Below are 15,039 nucleotides of genomic sequence, written 5' to 3'. Positions count from 1 at the left end.
TCAAATCTTTCCTATAATCTTTCGTACTGCCACAACAAGTTTGTCAACGTCTTCGCGGGTATTATATAGTGCGAAGGTTGGACGGACACTCATCTCGTAGCCGAGGGCACGAAGGGCTGGCTGAGCGCAGTGGTGGCCTGCTCGAACGGCGATACCCTCCTTGTCAAGTAATGTGCCGACTTCTGGTACGGGCATGCCGTCAAGCACGAAGCTAACTACTGATACGCGATTTTTCGGATTACCGATGAGCGTTAGACCTGATATTTGTCCGAGTTGCTCACGAGCATACTGCGTCAGCTGATGTTCATGATGCTCAATATTACGCATGCCGATATGACTCACGTAGTCGAGTGCAGCACCGAGTCCGATGGCATCAGCAACGTTAGGGGTACCAGCTTCAAAACGTGCGGGCGGTACATTGTATTCTGTGCGCTCAATGGTGACATCCTTGATCATATTGCCACCACCCTGCCAGGGTTGCATCTTATCTAACAAATCCTTACGTCCATATACCACACCGATACCATTGGGCCCATAGATTTTATGACCGCTGAACACGAAAAAGTCTGCGCCCAGTTGTTGCACATCCACGGGGGTGTGAGCAATTGACTGTGCACCATCAATCAATACAGGGATTTGATGTGAATGGGCTATCTCGATGATGCGTTTAACATCATTGATGGTACCAAATGTGTTGTTCACGTGTCCCACGGAGACGAACCGCGTGCGGGGAGAAATGAGGCGCTCAAGTTCTGATAGGATCAAGTCGCCATTTTGATCAATTGGGATGGCTCGTAATGTGGCTCCGCGCTCTTGACAGACGCGCTGCCAGGGCACGATGTTCGCATGGTGGTCCAACTCAGAGACAATCACCTCGTCACCAGGAGTAAGGAACTGTCGTCCGTAGGTCTGTGCAACTAGGTTGATTCCCTCAGTAGTGCCGCGAACGAAGATGATTTCCTCGCTTGTGGCGGCATTGATAAAATGCTGTACTTTCTCACGTGCTTCCTCATAGGCGTCCGTAGCCCGAGCAGCCAGCGTGTGTGCGCCTCTGTGTATGTTAGAGTTGTATGTACGATAGTAGTCTGAGATTTTATCAATCACCTGATTCGGCTTCTGCGTTGTTGCACCGTTGTCTAACCATACGAGGTCATGCCCGTTTACCTTCTGTTGAAGTACCGGGAAGTCACGCTTAATCTGCTCAGAGTTCAGTATGTCAGCCTCCTCGTAATGCAGGTCTCTCAGTTTCTGTGTCTCTGGGATGCCAATGCCGAAACCATCCTCGTGAGGAATGGCCTTTGTCTCAGCATCTGTATCGCCGATGTAAGGCAATTCCCCATAGCCGCTACTACCCGCCAATAGTTGCTTGAACCCTGCTTCGAGTTCCGTCAGATTGAGACTTTCGTCAGGCAACACGGCCTGACGCTCAGCCTGCAATTCCTCGGGGCAGTATTTCTGCGCAAGTTCTTTTAGCAGAGCTAGTGAGCCACCATCCTGTGCAGGAAAACTATTGATTTCTGATATGTTTAGCATTATTTCTCTACTTTATTCCTATGCTGATAATCATGATAATATCCCACTTCGACATTCTCAAGTATGGCGATAGCATCATCGGTGAGTGATGCCAGTGAGAAGTACTTTGTGAGCAGGTAAGAGGCTACACCGAACTTATCAAGGCCCATCAAGCGTGCACTTAAAGATGGGGCAATCTCGCCAGGGATACCACTTTGGTGCAGGCCGATAACGCCTTGGTTCTTCTCGCCGACACGTACAAGGATGATTTTTGTGGTGCCTACGCCGCGGCCTGTTAGATACTGACCTTCTACTTCAACCTTGTCACTCGGAATCAGGGGTATGCCGCGCCACAGGATGACTCTTGTACCAAAGAGGTCTGTTGTTACAGGAGGCACACCACGCCACGTACATTCGCGCTCAAAGGCGGCGATAGCTCTCGGATGGGCGATAAAGAATGCAGGTTCTTTCCATACCAGACTAAGTAATTCATCCAGATCGTCGGGAGTAGGTGAACCATAACGTGTGGTTATGCGATAGGCAGGGTTAGCTGCAGCCAGCAAGCCGAATTGTTTATTATTAATCAGTTCCCACTCCTGACGTTCCTTGATGCTTTCAATCGACAGGCGCAACTGCTCCTCTAATTGGTTGTAGGGATTGTTGTAGAGGTCGCTGACACGGGTATGGACACGTACCACCGTTTGTAGTGTGTTTAATGAGTACTCTGTAGGATTTTCCTCGTAATCAATGTAGGTCTCTGGGATGATGTTGTCCTCCTCATGCCCACTTACCAGGTCGATGTGTTTCTCGCCATTGTCGTTTACAGATGCTTTCAGACGTAGCTGCTTGTCAACGGCTTTTGTAAAGGTCTCGCGGAAATCAGGAACCTCTTTGATAAACTTAACGAGCTCTTTCAGTTTCAATCCAAGAAACACTGTAGGTGTAATTGCTCGTACGCTCACTGTTGATTCCTGCTCGTCTAACAAGTCGGCCTCGCCAAAGTATTCACCGTCACCTAACAAAGCAATCCGTAAGTCCTCACCATGAGGACCTTTACTAATAACCTCTGCTTGACCATTGGCTACAATAAAGAAACGTTGCTTGTCTTTGCCCTCTTCAACAAAGAGTTTGTCAACATCAACCTCCTGAGCCTCGAAAGCACTCACTAGACGGTTCAATATCTCTTCATCAAACTCAGAGAACAAGGGGATGGCTTTCAGGTTCTTTGCCGTGAATGAAGGCACACCGTTCACGTATTGGATAGGAAGACGATCGTTCTTGCGGAGTTCTACCTTTGTACGGTTCACGCGGAATGTGCCACCTGATACTTGAACCCATGGTAATAACTTCAGGAGTAATCTAGGTGTGATACTGCCCATCTGTGGGGCTGTCTTGGTGGTTGTTGCCAGTCTTCTGGCGGTTGCAGTGGTAACACTGCGCTGAAGATTTGATTCTGCCATAATTTTTTCTAGTTTAAATGAATGATTTATTTCTTTATAATTACCTTATGTGTGGTTCCTTCTACATGCTCCACAGAGAGTACATTATAGCCTTGTTCTCTTGCGTTTCGGGGCACGTTGTCAAGAGGCTCACCTTCAGTGAGTAGCACTTCTAGAAAATCGCCCGATTGAAGTTTCGAAAGCTCGATCTTTGTTTTGACGAAAGTCATCGGGCAGTGTTCCTTCGTAATGTCTAATACCTTTGTTGCCATATTCTTGTCTTTAAATAAATAAAGTTTGACCACCTTCGGAGAGGTTGAGGAACGAGGCGACACCGAGTACCTCTTTCACCTCAGGGATAAAATCTTCTTTTTTGAGCCCGAGCACATGCATTGCCATTTCACAGGCGTAGAGGTTGATGCCGAGTATTTTGGCGGCCTCAACGAGTTCTTCAAGTGTTGCCACATTGTTCTTACGCATGAGGTAACGGAATATTTTCGGGCCTGCACCGAAAAAATTGAAACGACTTGTGGGGGTGGCATGAAGACCGCCCATCATGAACCCGAATAGTTTAGTGAGCCAATTGCCGCCAGTGAAACTTCTGCCGTGTTTCTGTTTGATAGCGTCAAGACCCCAAAAGGTGAAAAAGATATTCACCTCGTAGCCTACAGCTGCTGCGCCTGTACCTAATGTAAATACTGCCGTCAGTTTGTCAAAGTCGCCACTGAAAGCGATAATTGATAATTTCTTGTTTTCTGCCATATTTCTTACGTTTGAGTCTGGGTGCAAAGGTACGTCGGTTTTGGCGTTCCCGCAATCGCCTTTTTGTGGCATTTTACATACCCATCATGTGGTATGCGATTTACCATCCATATGGGATTGTGACATCAGAGAAAACAACGTACCTTTGCACTTGGATTCAAACTCAAAAATGTTATGGCAAAGATTTATGTAAATGGAGATGCGCAGGAAGTGAATCTGCCACTCAATGTAAGTGAACTGATTAAACAGAACGATGTACAGCAACCGGATATGGTCAGTGTACAGGTAAACGAGGAGTTTGCTGAACGTGAAGATTGGAATGGCCTTCAGTTGAAAGAAGGCGATAAGGTGGATTTTCTGTATTTTATGGGGGGAGGAACATTATGATAGATTTTACAGAGGAACAGATACAGCGTTATTCTCGACATATTCTGTTGCAGGATGTAGGCGTAGAAGGGCAGGAAAAAATAATGAATGCGCGCGTGCTCGTAGTGGGTGCCGGCGGATTGGGTGCTCCTGTGTCGCTCTATCTTGCTGCTGCGGGCATCGGGACCATTGGTATTGTGGATGCTGATGTGGTTGACCTTTCTAACCTACAGCGCCAGGTGATTCATTTTACGAAAGACGTAGGTGTTCAGAAAGTAAAGAGCGCTGAGGAGAAAATCAAAGCCATTAACCCCGACGTGAAGGTGGAAACCTATTACAAGTTTCTCGACTCATCAAATGCACTCGACATTATCAAGGAGTATGACTTTATTGTTGATGGTACCGACAACTTTCCCGTGAAGTTTCTTATCAACGATGCGTGTGTGATGGCAGGAAAGCCCTTCTCGCATGGTGGCATCTTACGTTTCAACGGACAGACATTCACCCATCTGCCTGGCACGGCTTGTTACAGATGTATGTTCAAGGAACCGCCTCCTGTGGGAGCTGTTCCTACTTGCTCACAAGCAGGTGTGCTAGGCGCAATAGCGGGTATGCTCGGTACTATTCAGGCTGCAGAAACACTAAAGTACTTTACGGGGATTGGCGAGTTGTTGACGAACCGCCTGCTTACTTTCGATGCTAAGACTATGCTGTTCCGTACCGTTCCTGTTAAACATCGTGACTCGTGTTCCATTTGTGGTTCTAATCCCACGATTAATCAGTTGATAGATTATGAACAGGCCGCTTGTGACCTTAAAAAGCATTAAATAATGACTATTCCACAAGAAATCATTGATAAATTGATCAGCCAAGCCCAGCAGGACGCACCCCATGAAACGTGTGGCTATCTGCTGGGCATTAGCGGCCCAAATGGTGATGTGGTGACGGAGAATTACTGGATGGAGAACATCGATCACTCGTCTGATCATTTCTCTTTTGCACCGAAAGATCAGTTTGCTGCACTGAAGTATGCCCGTTCAAAAGGATTGAAAATACTCGCTAACTGGCACAGTCACCCCGTTTCTCCTTCGCGTCCCTCACAAGAGGACCTCCGCTTGGCCAACGACCCCACTATCCGCTACGCCATCCTCTCCCTTCATGAAGGCGTTCACCTCAACTCCTTTAAAATCTTGAATGGTGAAGTGGTGGATAAAGAAGAACATTTCTTTTTGTAACAATCTGTAATAAATTGATTAAAGATTTGGCAAAAGTATAAGTAAAACAACAATGGGAGATGTGGTGTTGTTACAATTTGATACTTGATAAGAGATTTAACAATCAAAAAGAAAGAGAACTGTCGGTTTCTTTTCTTTTTTGTTAGTACCTTTGCGGTCAAATTGTAAAAAAGGAAAGTTATGAAGATTAAGAAACGTTGGATTATTTTGATGACGGCAATGACACTGATTTCAGTCGCAGGTGTGTTTGTGGGAGAGCCGACTTTTGAGTGTGACTGGTCAGTTATCTCGGCAGCTGATGTGGCGTGGCTCATTACGGCTACCATTTTCGTATTGATGATGACACCGGGACTTTCGTTCTTCTATGGTGGTATGGTGGGAGCGAAGAATGTAATCTCTACCATGTTGCAGTCTTTTATTGCCATGGGCCTTATTTCGGTGCTCTGGGTTGTTATCGGCTTCTCATTATGTTTTGGCGATGATATCGGCGGTGTGATTGGTAATCCGTTGACGTTTGTAATGTTCCAAGGTGTAGGTGCAGAGGTTTATACGACACCAGCAGGTAATATCTTGGGCGGAGCAACAATCCCATTGGCTTTATTTGCATTGTTCCAGATGAAGTTTGCCATCATCACACCATCGTTGATTACTGGCTCTTTTGCTGAGCGCGTCCGTTTCTCTGCCTACATGTTTTTCATGATGTTCTTTTTCTTCGTTATTTATTGTCCGTTGGCGCATATGACGTGGCATCCCGAGGGCTTGTTTATGAAATGGGGTGTTATTGACTTCGCAGGCGGTATTGTGGTGCATGCTTCATCGGGTGTGGCTGCTCTGGCAGGTGCTATTTTCCTTGGACGTCGTAAAGCTGAGACGCGTAAGAGTGAGCCTGCCAATATTCCCTTTGTATTGCTGGGTGCTGCTATGTTGTGGCTTGGTTGGTTCGGATTCAACGCTGGTTCGTCGCTCCATGCTGACGGACAGGCCATCAAAGCGTTTCTGAACACAAATACTGCCTCGGCTACGGCCATGATGACATGGATATTCTTCGATTGTCTTCGTGGGCGCAAGCCGTCGGCTATGGGTGCTGCTGTGGGTTGTGTAGTAGGTTTGGTAGCTATCACACCGTCTGCAGGTTACGTCACTGTGGGACAGAGTATCTTCATTGCTTTTATCATCACACTTATCTGTAATGTTGCCGTTTATTGGCGTTCGCGTAGTAGTATTGACGATGCACTCGATGTGTTCCCAACCCATGGCACAGGCGGTATCTTCGGTACTGTTCTTACAGGTATCTTCATTCAGGAGGGGCTCATTGCCGGTACGTGGGATGGCTTTATCATTTTCCTTTACCACTTGCTCGCTATTGTCATTGTCTTTACCTATACCTTCGCCATGAGCTGGTTGGGCTACAAGCTCATCGACCATCTCATTCCTATGCGTGTTTCAGCTTATAGTGAAAAGGTTGGTCTCGATTTTTCTCAGCATGATGAGCATTATGGCTTGGCACATATTGGTGAGCGTGAATTGGCTGAGTATGAAGAGCATATCAGGGAAAAGAATAGTAAGAGCTGAATTGATATACAAAATTTGATTTTCTGCATTGTCAAAGACACGGTATGATGCTTATTAAATGGCATCATACCGTGTCTTTTTATCAATATAAAGTTGAAATACCAAACATATGGTATGCGGAATGCCACATGCTAGGGATTGTGGGAGAGTGGAATTCGCCGTACCTTTGCACCCAGAAATAATTCAATAATTAATTAGAGTTTAAAAGTAATGAAAACAATGAATCAGATGCGAATGCGTGAGTGTTGTTGCTGTAAGATGATGGCAATGACAGAGAAGGGGAGTGTATATATAATAATAGGTAATAAACAAGCAAAGAATAAAGAGTATGAAAAAGTTAGTTTCAATTATAGCAGTAGCATTCATTCTGGGGTTAACCAACATTTGGGCTGAGGGTAATGAAGTAAAAACTAGTAGTGTTCGTTACATCAAGAGCCCACGCTTTGTACGACCACTCGTTGAAAAATGGATAGAGGAATACGCCAAGACTGAGCCGGGTGTTGTGTTCCAGATTGTTAGAGGCTCTGCTAATCAGGATAATATCGATCTGAACGTCGTTTCAGATTACCAAAACAATAGTACCGACTTTAGCCATGTCATTTACTTCGGAGAGACAGCCGTGCTGCCTATCACTGCACGTAGCTCTGAAGCAGCACGTCTGCTCGAAGGAAAACATCTTAACTCGAAAAAGCTTAAACAGCTCTTTTTCCTAAGCGATGATCTTGATGAGGATGTAAAGAAAATCAAGGCCTTTGAGAACATTATAGTCTATAGCGGTAGCAATGCTTCGTCGGTAGCTTCGTCGTTTGCACATCATTTTGGAGAGGAGAGCAGCAGTTTTCGTGGCAGACGTATCTCTGGTGATGATCTGTTTCTAAACACGGCTTTGTCGAAAGACCCGTTGGGCGTTTCGTTTAATGCTCTGTCAAACATTTTTGATTTAAATAACCGCCACCTGAAGAATGATATCTCGTTAATCAGTCTCGATGTAAAGAAAGAACTTGCCGACAGTTTCAGCGATGAGGGCTCGCTTGATGACGTACTCAACATTCTTGAGAGTGGTAAAATATCAGAGATTGTCATTGAAAAAGTTGGTGTCAGCTATAATCAGGCTGATGACGCCGTAAATCAGTTTTTGCAGTGGGTTCTTGACAGTGGTATCAAGTATAATCATGAATATGGTCTGCTGAACCTCGATCGCAAAGAGACTAGTACGCAGTTAGACAAAGTAAAGACCATTCTAACCGCACAGAAGTAAATAGCTTTTTTATTTAGGAATTATACTTATGGTAAAAAGATTGTTAGTTGCAGCATTTGTTGCAATCAGCCCCTTGTTGGCAATTGCTCAAAATATTGTCACGGGTCATGTCGCCGATGGCCGTACAGGCGAGTCGCTGATAGGAGCATCGGTGATTGTGAAAAGTGATAAGGGTAAGGGCGTCGTTACAGATGTCGATGGTAATTTTTCGCTTCAGACAAAAGTAGAAACCCCTCTCACCCTGCGTGTTGAATATGTTGGCTATCGTGCTCTTGACGTAGACGTCTATGATTTCGAGGAGCCTGTTGAGATAACATTGGTTGATAATGCAAGTAGATTGAACGAAGTGGTCGTCGTTGGTTATGGTGCCCAGAAACGCCTTGAGTTGACGAGCAGTATCTCATCAGTAGGCGATGACCTGCTTCGTCAGTCGAACACCTCAGTAGAAGGTGCTCTGCAGGGAGCAGTGGCTGGTCTGAATGTCACCACTACCAGCGGCCAGCCTGGTGCGGCCAGCATCATCCGCATTCGTGGAGGTAACAGTATCACTGGTGGTAATGAGCCTCTCTATGTTATTGATGGACTCATTGTTTATAACGACGCCTCGTCTAACCGTACTGGTGCCAAAGGCAGTGACGCCACACTCGACCCTTTGGCTTTCCTCAATCCCAGCGATATCGAGAGCATCGAAGTCCTCAAGGATGTATCGGCCACAGCCATCTACGGTACCCGTGGTGCCAATGGTGTGATTATCATCACAACAAAGAAAGGTTCTCATGGTCGTAATAATATCAGTTATAATGCCACCTTCGGCTGGAGCCAAATAAGAAAAAAACTGAAATTCCTTGATGCATGGCAGTGGGCTGATATCTGGAATGAACTCTATCAGAATGGCGAGATTGGTTATGGCCTTGATACGCCCACTCAGACTTACGATTGGCAGGATGAAGCCTTGCGTACAGGATTCCAGCAGGAGCATCAGGTTTCAGCAGTTGGTGGTGATGAGTTATCTCGCTATAGCATCAGTGGAAGCTATAAAAGTCAGGATGGTATCGTAAAGGGTACAGGACTCACCCGTTATGCTGGCCGCGTCAACTATGAACGCAACATTTTTAAGAATGTTCTAATCGGCGTGAACGCCAATGCTGCCTATAACAAGGTGACGGGTGTGGAGAATACTAACAGCATGTTTGCTCCAAATACGTGGTTTGCCGTTATTTCACATACACCTTATACATCTATATATAATGCAGATGGGTCATTTAACTACGATCCCACTCCTACCAGTGTTGATATCTACAATGGCAAGGTGGGTAACCCTATTAGTGACCTGTTGAACACCAAGTCAGAGACAGAGAATACCCGTGTCATCGGTAGTGGCTTTATAGAGTGGAGTGTCATCCCTCAGCTTAAGCTCAAGGCCAGTCTGGGTGCCGACCTGTCTAACACCCGACAGAATTATTATGCACCCTCATATACCACAGGTGGTATCGCCAATAGTGGTTATGCTTCTGTTGGACAGACCAAAACCAATACATGGCAAACAGAATATACCGCTACTTATAGTAATGTGTTCAGTCGCGTACACTCACTCACTGTTCTGGCTGGATACACCGCTCAGCAAACCGATCGTAGCAGTTTCGCTACTACAGCCTACGGCTTCAGTAACGATGCAACAGGCTATGATAATCTAGGTGCTGCAGCTACCACTCTGCCCTCAAAGAGCAGCCATTATATCTCGACACTTCAGTCATGGATTAGTCGTGTAAACTATAGCTATGATTCGCGCTACAATGCCTCACTTACTTTCCGCGCCGATGGTAGTAGTCGTTTTGCAAAGAACCATCGCTGGGGCTTGTTCCCTTCACTAGGCGTTTCGTGGAATATTGACCGTGAGAAATGGTTGCATCTCAGCAAGAAGGTCGATTTTATCCAGTTGCGAGCCTCTATTGGTACTGTTGGTAATCAGGAGATTGGTGATTATCAGTTTGCAGCCAATGTGGTGCCACGTACTGTTGTCATCGATGGTCAGAAAGCCACCAGTTACATTATTGAAAACAAGTCGAATCCCGATTTGAAGTGGGAGACAACTAGTTCATATAATATTGGGCTCAGCACAGGATTCTTTAAGAATCGGCTTACTGCCACTCTCGATGTCTACTATAAGAAGACTAGCGACCTGCTACTCGATGTGCCTGTAGAACAGGTTACGGGATTCTCCACAGTTTTACGCAATATCGGTAGTGTGGCCAATAAAGGTATAGAATTTGAAATCGGTGGTGTGTTGGTTGATAAAAAGGATTTGAAGTGGAATGTGAATGCCAATATCGCTCATAACAAGAATGAGGTAACTGATCTTGGTAATTCAGATTATTTTGTTCCCAGTTTTAATACTGCAACCCTTTCATATATCGACCCGCTGATTGTGAAAGTAGGTGAACCTCTCGGCACCTTCTATGGTTATCGTTTCAAAGGCATTATTCAGGCCGATGAAAACCTGACCAAGTTGCCTAGCCAAACAATATCTGTTGTTGAACCTGGTAACCCTAAGTTCGAAGATATCAATGAAGATGGTGTTGTTAACGAGCAAGATCGTGTTGTTTTGGGCAACATCCAGCCTAAGTTTACTTATGGCTTCAATACCAAGGTGACGTATAAGAACTTCGACTTTTTCTTGAGTTTGAGCGGCAGTTATGGAAACAAACTTTTTAATGCACTTGCTTGTCGTCTGGATCGTGGTAATGGTTACTACTATAATCCATTGGCCGAGGTTGCCAATCGTTGGACCCCTACTAATCCCAGCAACACCATTCAGAAGGCTGCCACTGCTACCTCAATCTACGCTGACGACCGCTTCGTTGAGGATGCCTCTTATCTGAAGTTCCGTAACATCCAGTTGGGTTATACACTGCCCTTAAAACAGATTACTCCTGATACAAAGGTCCGTCTTTATGTATCGCTGCAGAACTTCTTCACCATTACGGGTTATAATGGCTATGATCCTGAGTCAAACCGCAATGGTATCGACGAGACTAGTGCTCTCTATCAGGGTGTTGACTATGGTGCTTATCCTACCGCCAAGACTATCCTTGTTGGAATTAACTTAAACTTTTAATCAGACAAGTAATATGAGAAAGATTCAATATATATTAGGTCTTGTTACTATCATTCTGCTGAGCAGTTGCGCAGACCTAGACCAAACATCCATTAGCTCAATAGACAAGGATAATTTCTATCAGAGTAAAAATGATATAGAGACAGCGATTAATGGTATCTATCAGGAATTTACGGTTAACGGCATGTATGGCGTCTGGAATAATCAGACCATTTATCTAAACGATTTGCAGACAGACTATGTACGTGCAGGAGCCCAGACAAATTCTGCCCATATCCGTGAGGTTGCCAATTTCGCTGTTCAGCCCACCAATCTTTTTGTAGTGAACGCATGGGAGGCGCACTATACTGCCATCAATCGTGCCAACGTTGTGATTGATAAGGCCACAGCAGCTTCCTGGCTTGATGAGCAGTCGAAGCAGAACTACATCAACGAAGCCCGTTTCCTCAGAGCTTATTCTTACTTTAACCTCGTGCGATACTTCGGTGGTGTACCCATAGTGCTTCATGATGGTGAGGGGGAAGGGGTTCCACGTAATACTGTAGACGAGGTATACGAACAGATTGTTGCTGACTTTGCGGCTGCTGAGCAGTTGCCCGCCAACTATTCCACACGCGACAGCAAGGCTTCTTCACTAGCTGCATCGGCATTGCTCTCTAAAGTCTATCTCGTATGGGCACAGACCAGTAGTGAACAAGGCAAAGCCAACAAGAATAAATACCTTCAACTGGCATCAGATTATGCCCAGAAGGTTATCGACTCAGGTAAGTTCCATCTACTCAACAAGTTCATCGACAATTGGTCGGTTGATAAGAAGAACGGTCCGGAGCATATCTTCACCTTCGAGCACGACCGCACTGTTAATGGCAATACCACAGGCCATTGTACCTTTGCCACCAACTGGAGTGATACCGAACCTGTGTTGATAGCCACCAGCGATCGTTATTATCTGGAAATGGACCCTAAGGATCAACGTCGAAACGGCTCGTGGGCCAAGACTATCATCAACCCTAACACTGGCACCGATTTCGTATTCACCATCCCTCGCTTCCGTAAATATATCGATTCACTCAATTTCGCCAATCCAGCTTCATCAGGTAATGCTGCAGGTCAGTCAACAAACTCGGTAGTGATTCGATACGGAGAAGTGTTGCTCATCAAAGCCGAGGCCGAAAACGAACTCAATGGTCCTACTGCCGCAGCCTACGATGCTATTAACCAGATACGACGTCGTGCCTATTGGAGTCCGTATCTCAACATCCAGAATACACCTTCGGATGGCTCTCCGCTTGAGCTCTCAGGCCTTACTCAGGAGCAGTTCCGACAGGCTGTACGCGATGAGCGCTGGAAGGAGTTTATCCTTGAGGGACAGCGTTGGTTCGACCTCGTTCGCTGGCATATCCTCGTAAAGCACGTCAAGGCTAATGCTCCTGCTTCAGAGCCTCTCAAGATACAGAACGTATCAAAACGTAACTATCTGCTGCCTCTGCCTCAGGATCAGCTGATTCTCAATCCCAACCTGACGCAGAATTGGGGGTATAGCGGTGAAAGTGGTGACGGCCCATACGATAGCACTTTCGAATAAGAAAATGAATGAAATATAGAATATTAAACAAAAAAAGAAATTATGAAAACAATTAGTAAGAAAACTTTCCGCAGCCTGCTGCTCACAGTGGTGGCAGCAACCACATTCAGTGCAAATGTTTCAGCACAGAGTTATGATAACTACAACAAGCGTGAATTGCTGTTGCAGGTACTTGATCAGAGTCGCCCCAACGACTATGTTCCCGTGTTCTTCAATGTCCATTTCCCCGACAAGTTCGGCTATGGTGCTGTGAAATCGCACATAGACTGGTTCCGTGCTACTCATGTTGATTTTGTAAACGTCAAATATGAATTCGTACCTCAGCAGGTGGAAATCAATAGTCCTGCCGATTGGAAGAAGATCCTACAGGTAAAGCCCGAGCAGTGGGTAGAGCAAATCCAGGTGGTACGTGAACTGGCTCGTGAGTTGAAGAGCGAGGCTTTCATCATCCCCACCGTTTATTCCCCTCTGGCTCTCCTGAATCAGGCTGCTGGTACTTGGGCAGCCAGCGATCCTAAGGCAGCCAAGCAGAAACTGTTTGAAATCATCAAGAAGGATCCTGAGGCTGTGAAGCCTGCCCTTGAGGCTCTTACCAAGAGTTTGGTATATTATATCCGTGAGGCTCGCAAGGCTGGTGCAGATGGATTCTATCTCTCAAGTCAGGGTGGTGACATCGACTCTTTTGGTGGTAAGCTCTTCCGTGAGCTCATCAAGCCTTACGACAAACAGGTGTCTGATGCTGCCAACGAGGTTGCTCCATTCAATATTCTCCATGTTTGCGAGGGCGGTGGTCATTTTACAGCGGACTCATTTAACGATTATGTCGATTATCCTGGCAGTATTGTCAATGTGCCTTATCATGAGTTCAAGGGCAAGGCACTGAGTACTAAACAAGTAGCCAAGCTTTTCAATCGCCCTGTTCTTGGCGGTCTGCCACGTCAGAGCAAAATATATACAGGAACTCTTGAAGAGGCTAAGGCTGAAGTAGATGAGATACTGCGTAATGCACCAGCTAATTTCGTTCTTGGTGCCGACGATTCTGTGCCCAATGACTCAGACCCAGAGAAGCTCCGTGCCTTAGTAGACTATGTTCATTCATGGCGCCAGACTCACAAGTTGTAATGAATAAAAAAAAAGAATAAATGAAACAGATTATAAAATCAACTTTGGCCGTTATCGCTCTGGCCACAATTTCTAATCAGGCAGTTCTTGCCCAGTCAGTAGCAACCTCTAAGGTTAACAGCCGCGAGCGTATTTTACAGGTGCTCGATCAGAGTCGCCCCAACGACTATGTGCCAGCAGCTTTCTTCCTGCACTTTGAGAACAAATTAGGTCGTAAGGCTGTGCAGGATCATAAAGATTTCTATCGTGCCACCAACATGGATTTTGTGAAGGTCTTCTATGAGATATCTGTACCACAAATCGATATTAAGTCTGGAAAAGATTGGGCTAAAGTTCCTGTTTATGGCGAGGATTTCTTTGCTCCTCAGGTAGCTGTTATCGAGGATCTGGCCCGTGAGTTCGGCGACGAGGCTTTTATCCTGCCCACTGTTTATTCCCCCTTGGCACTTGCACACCAGACTTTGGGGCGTGGCAAGGACTTAAAGAAACTCATCGAGGAGGATCCAAAGGCCTTCGGACAGGCCATAAAGAACCTGTCGCTGAGCATAGAGAACTATCTGCGTTCAGCGCGTAAACATGGTGCCGATGGTTTCTATGTATCAAGTCAGGGTGGCGATGGTAACTCACTTTCACCAAAAGTCTGGAAAGAACAGGTTCGTCAATGGGATAAGCATGTATCAGAGGTTGCCAACGAGATTGGAATTATCAATATCCTGCATATCTGTGATTATGGTACACCCTTCAAGAATGCTGAGGCTTTGTATGATTTTGCCGATTACCCCACAAGTATCATCAATGTTCCTCTAAAGTTCTCTGATGGCTCGACACTCAACTTAAAGGAAGCGCAGCAGCGTTTTGGGCGTCCTATCTTCGGTGGCCTGGAACGTTTGGGAGTTATCGCCAGCGGTTCAATAGAAGAGGCCAAGGCCGAGGTTGATAAAGTGTTGGAGAATGCATCACCCAACTTTATCCTTGGTGCTGATTGTACTGTTCCTGGCGAAACCGATTGGGAGAAACTCCGTGCAGTCATTGATTACGCCCATACTTGGCGTCAGACACATAAGAAGTAATTG

The 15,039-nt window shown here is 45.8% G+C and carries 13 protein-coding genes; 9 read left to right on the top strand and 4 right to left on the bottom strand.

Features of this window, described 5'->3' with window-relative positions:
- From T325_RS11375 to T325_RS11360, 4 genes are read right to left on the bottom strand one after another with little or no spacing between them, the layout of a single operon-like run.
- Nucleotides 1-1,533, bottom strand: a complete 1,533-nt coding sequence (locus T325_RS11375; protein WP_036914075.1) for a cysteine desulfurase — start codon at nt 1,531-1,533, stop codon at nt 1-3.
- Complete coding sequence (locus T325_RS11370; protein ID WP_036914072.1) at nt 1,533-2,972, bottom strand: family 2B encapsulin nanocompartment shell protein; 1,440 nt, start codon at nt 2,970-2,972, stop codon at nt 1,533-1,535. Before T325_RS11370 ends, T325_RS11375 begins: the two co-directional genes overlap by 1 nt.
- A gap of 26 nt (nt 2,973-2,998) precedes the next feature.
- A complete protein-coding gene (locus tag T325_RS11365) occupies nt 2,999-3,223 on the bottom strand; it encodes a sulfurtransferase TusA family protein (RefSeq protein ID WP_036914069.1) in 225 nt (74 codons plus the stop codon).
- Between the two features lie 10 nt (nt 3,224-3,233).
- Complete coding sequence (locus T325_RS11360; protein ID WP_036914068.1) at nt 3,234-3,713, bottom strand: DsrE/DsrF/DrsH-like family protein; 480 nt, start codon at nt 3,711-3,713, stop codon at nt 3,234-3,236.
- 174 nt (nt 3,714-3,887) lie between these two features.
- Here T325_RS11360 and thiS point away from each other — a divergent pair, with 174 nt between their 5' ends.
- From thiS to T325_RS11315, 9 genes are all read left to right on the top strand, one after another.
- On the top strand, nt 3,888-4,100 hold the full coding sequence (thiS, locus tag T325_RS11355; RefSeq protein WP_036914066.1) for a sulfur carrier protein ThiS: 213 nt from the start codon (nt 3,888-3,890) through the stop codon (nt 4,098-4,100).
- Nucleotides 4,100-4,906 carry a HesA/MoeB/ThiF family protein gene (locus tag T325_RS11350; protein WP_036914505.1) on the top strand — a complete coding sequence of 269 codons (807 nt, stop codon included), beginning with the start codon at nt 4,100-4,102 and terminating at the stop codon, nt 4,904-4,906. The genes thiS and T325_RS11350 overlap by 1 nt, the downstream gene beginning before the upstream one ends.
- Before the next feature lie 3 nt (nt 4,907-4,909).
- On the top strand, nt 4,910-5,314 hold the full coding sequence (locus T325_RS11345) for a M67 family metallopeptidase (protein WP_051949868.1): 405 nt from the start codon (nt 4,910-4,912) through the stop codon (nt 5,312-5,314).
- A 180-nt stretch (nt 5,315-5,494) separates the two neighbouring features.
- The gene (locus tag T325_RS11340; protein ID WP_051949867.1) at nt 5,495-6,886 is read left to right on the top strand and encodes an ammonium transporter; all 1,392 of its coding nucleotides are present in this window, start codon (nt 5,495-5,497) and stop codon (nt 6,884-6,886) included.
- 328 nt (nt 6,887-7,214) lie between these two features.
- A complete protein-coding gene (locus tag T325_RS11335) occupies nt 7,215-8,144 on the top strand; it encodes a hypothetical protein (protein WP_051949866.1) in 930 nt (309 codons plus the stop codon).
- Nucleotides 8,145-8,172: 28 nt separating this feature from the next.
- Nucleotides 8,173-11,259 carry a SusC/RagA family TonB-linked outer membrane protein gene (locus tag T325_RS11330; RefSeq protein ID WP_036914063.1) on the top strand — a complete coding sequence of 1,029 codons (3,087 nt, stop codon included), beginning with the start codon at nt 8,173-8,175 and terminating at the stop codon, nt 11,257-11,259.
- 13 nt (nt 11,260-11,272) lie between these two features.
- Nucleotides 11,273-12,844, top strand: coding sequence for a RagB/SusD family nutrient uptake outer membrane protein (locus T325_RS11325; RefSeq protein WP_036914061.1), 1,572 nt, complete (start codon nt 11,273-11,275; stop codon nt 12,842-12,844).
- 42 nt (nt 12,845-12,886) lie between these two features.
- Nucleotides 12,887-13,966, top strand: a complete 1,080-nt coding sequence (locus T325_RS11320) for a uroporphyrinogen decarboxylase family protein (RefSeq protein ID WP_036914058.1) — start codon at nt 12,887-12,889, stop codon at nt 13,964-13,966.
- A gap of 20 nt (nt 13,967-13,986) precedes the next feature.
- Nucleotides 13,987-15,036, top strand: a complete 1,050-nt coding sequence (locus T325_RS11315) for a uroporphyrinogen decarboxylase family protein (protein ID WP_036914055.1) — start codon at nt 13,987-13,989, stop codon at nt 15,034-15,036.
- Nucleotides 15,037-15,039 lie beyond the last annotated feature (3 nt).

Source organism: Prevotella sp. FD3004, from assembly GCF_000746155.1.
In the GTDB taxonomy this organism is placed as follows: domain Bacteria; phylum Bacteroidota; class Bacteroidia; order Bacteroidales; family Bacteroidaceae; genus Prevotella.
This window is presented reverse-complemented; position numbering and strand designations above follow the sequence as displayed.

Coding starts and splice junctions, on each gene's coding strand:
- T325_RS11375 (WP_036914075.1), bottom strand. CDS start 1,533: ATGCTAAACATATCAGAAATCAATAGTTTTCCTGCACAGGATGGTGGC.
- T325_RS11370 (WP_036914072.1), bottom strand. CDS start 2,972: ATGGCAGAATCAAATCTTCAGCGCAGTGTTACCACTGCAACCGCCAGA.
- T325_RS11365 (WP_036914069.1), bottom strand. CDS start 3,223: ATGGCAACAAAGGTATTAGACATTACGAAGGAACACTGCCCGATGACT.
- T325_RS11360 (WP_036914068.1), bottom strand. CDS start 3,713: ATGGCAGAAAACAAGAAATTATCAATTATCGCTTTCAGTGGCGACTTT.
- thiS (WP_036914066.1), top strand. CDS start 3,888: ATGGCAAAGATTTATGTAAATGGAGATGCGCAGGAAGTGAATCTGCCA.
- T325_RS11345 (WP_051949868.1), top strand. CDS start 4,910: ATGACTATTCCACAAGAAATCATTGATAAATTGATCAGCCAAGCCCAG.
- T325_RS11340 (WP_051949867.1), top strand. CDS start 5,495: ATGAAGATTAAGAAACGTTGGATTATTTTGATGACGGCAATGACACTG.
- T325_RS11335 (WP_051949866.1), top strand. CDS start 7,215: ATGAAAAAGTTAGTTTCAATTATAGCAGTAGCATTCATTCTGGGGTTA.
- T325_RS11330 (WP_036914063.1), top strand. CDS start 8,173: ATGGTAAAAAGATTGTTAGTTGCAGCATTTGTTGCAATCAGCCCCTTG.
- T325_RS11325 (WP_036914061.1), top strand. CDS start 11,273: ATGAGAAAGATTCAATATATATTAGGTCTTGTTACTATCATTCTGCTG.
- T325_RS11320 (WP_036914058.1), top strand. CDS start 12,887: ATGAAAACAATTAGTAAGAAAACTTTCCGCAGCCTGCTGCTCACAGTG.
- T325_RS11315 (WP_036914055.1), top strand. CDS start 13,987: ATGAAACAGATTATAAAATCAACTTTGGCCGTTATCGCTCTGGCCACA.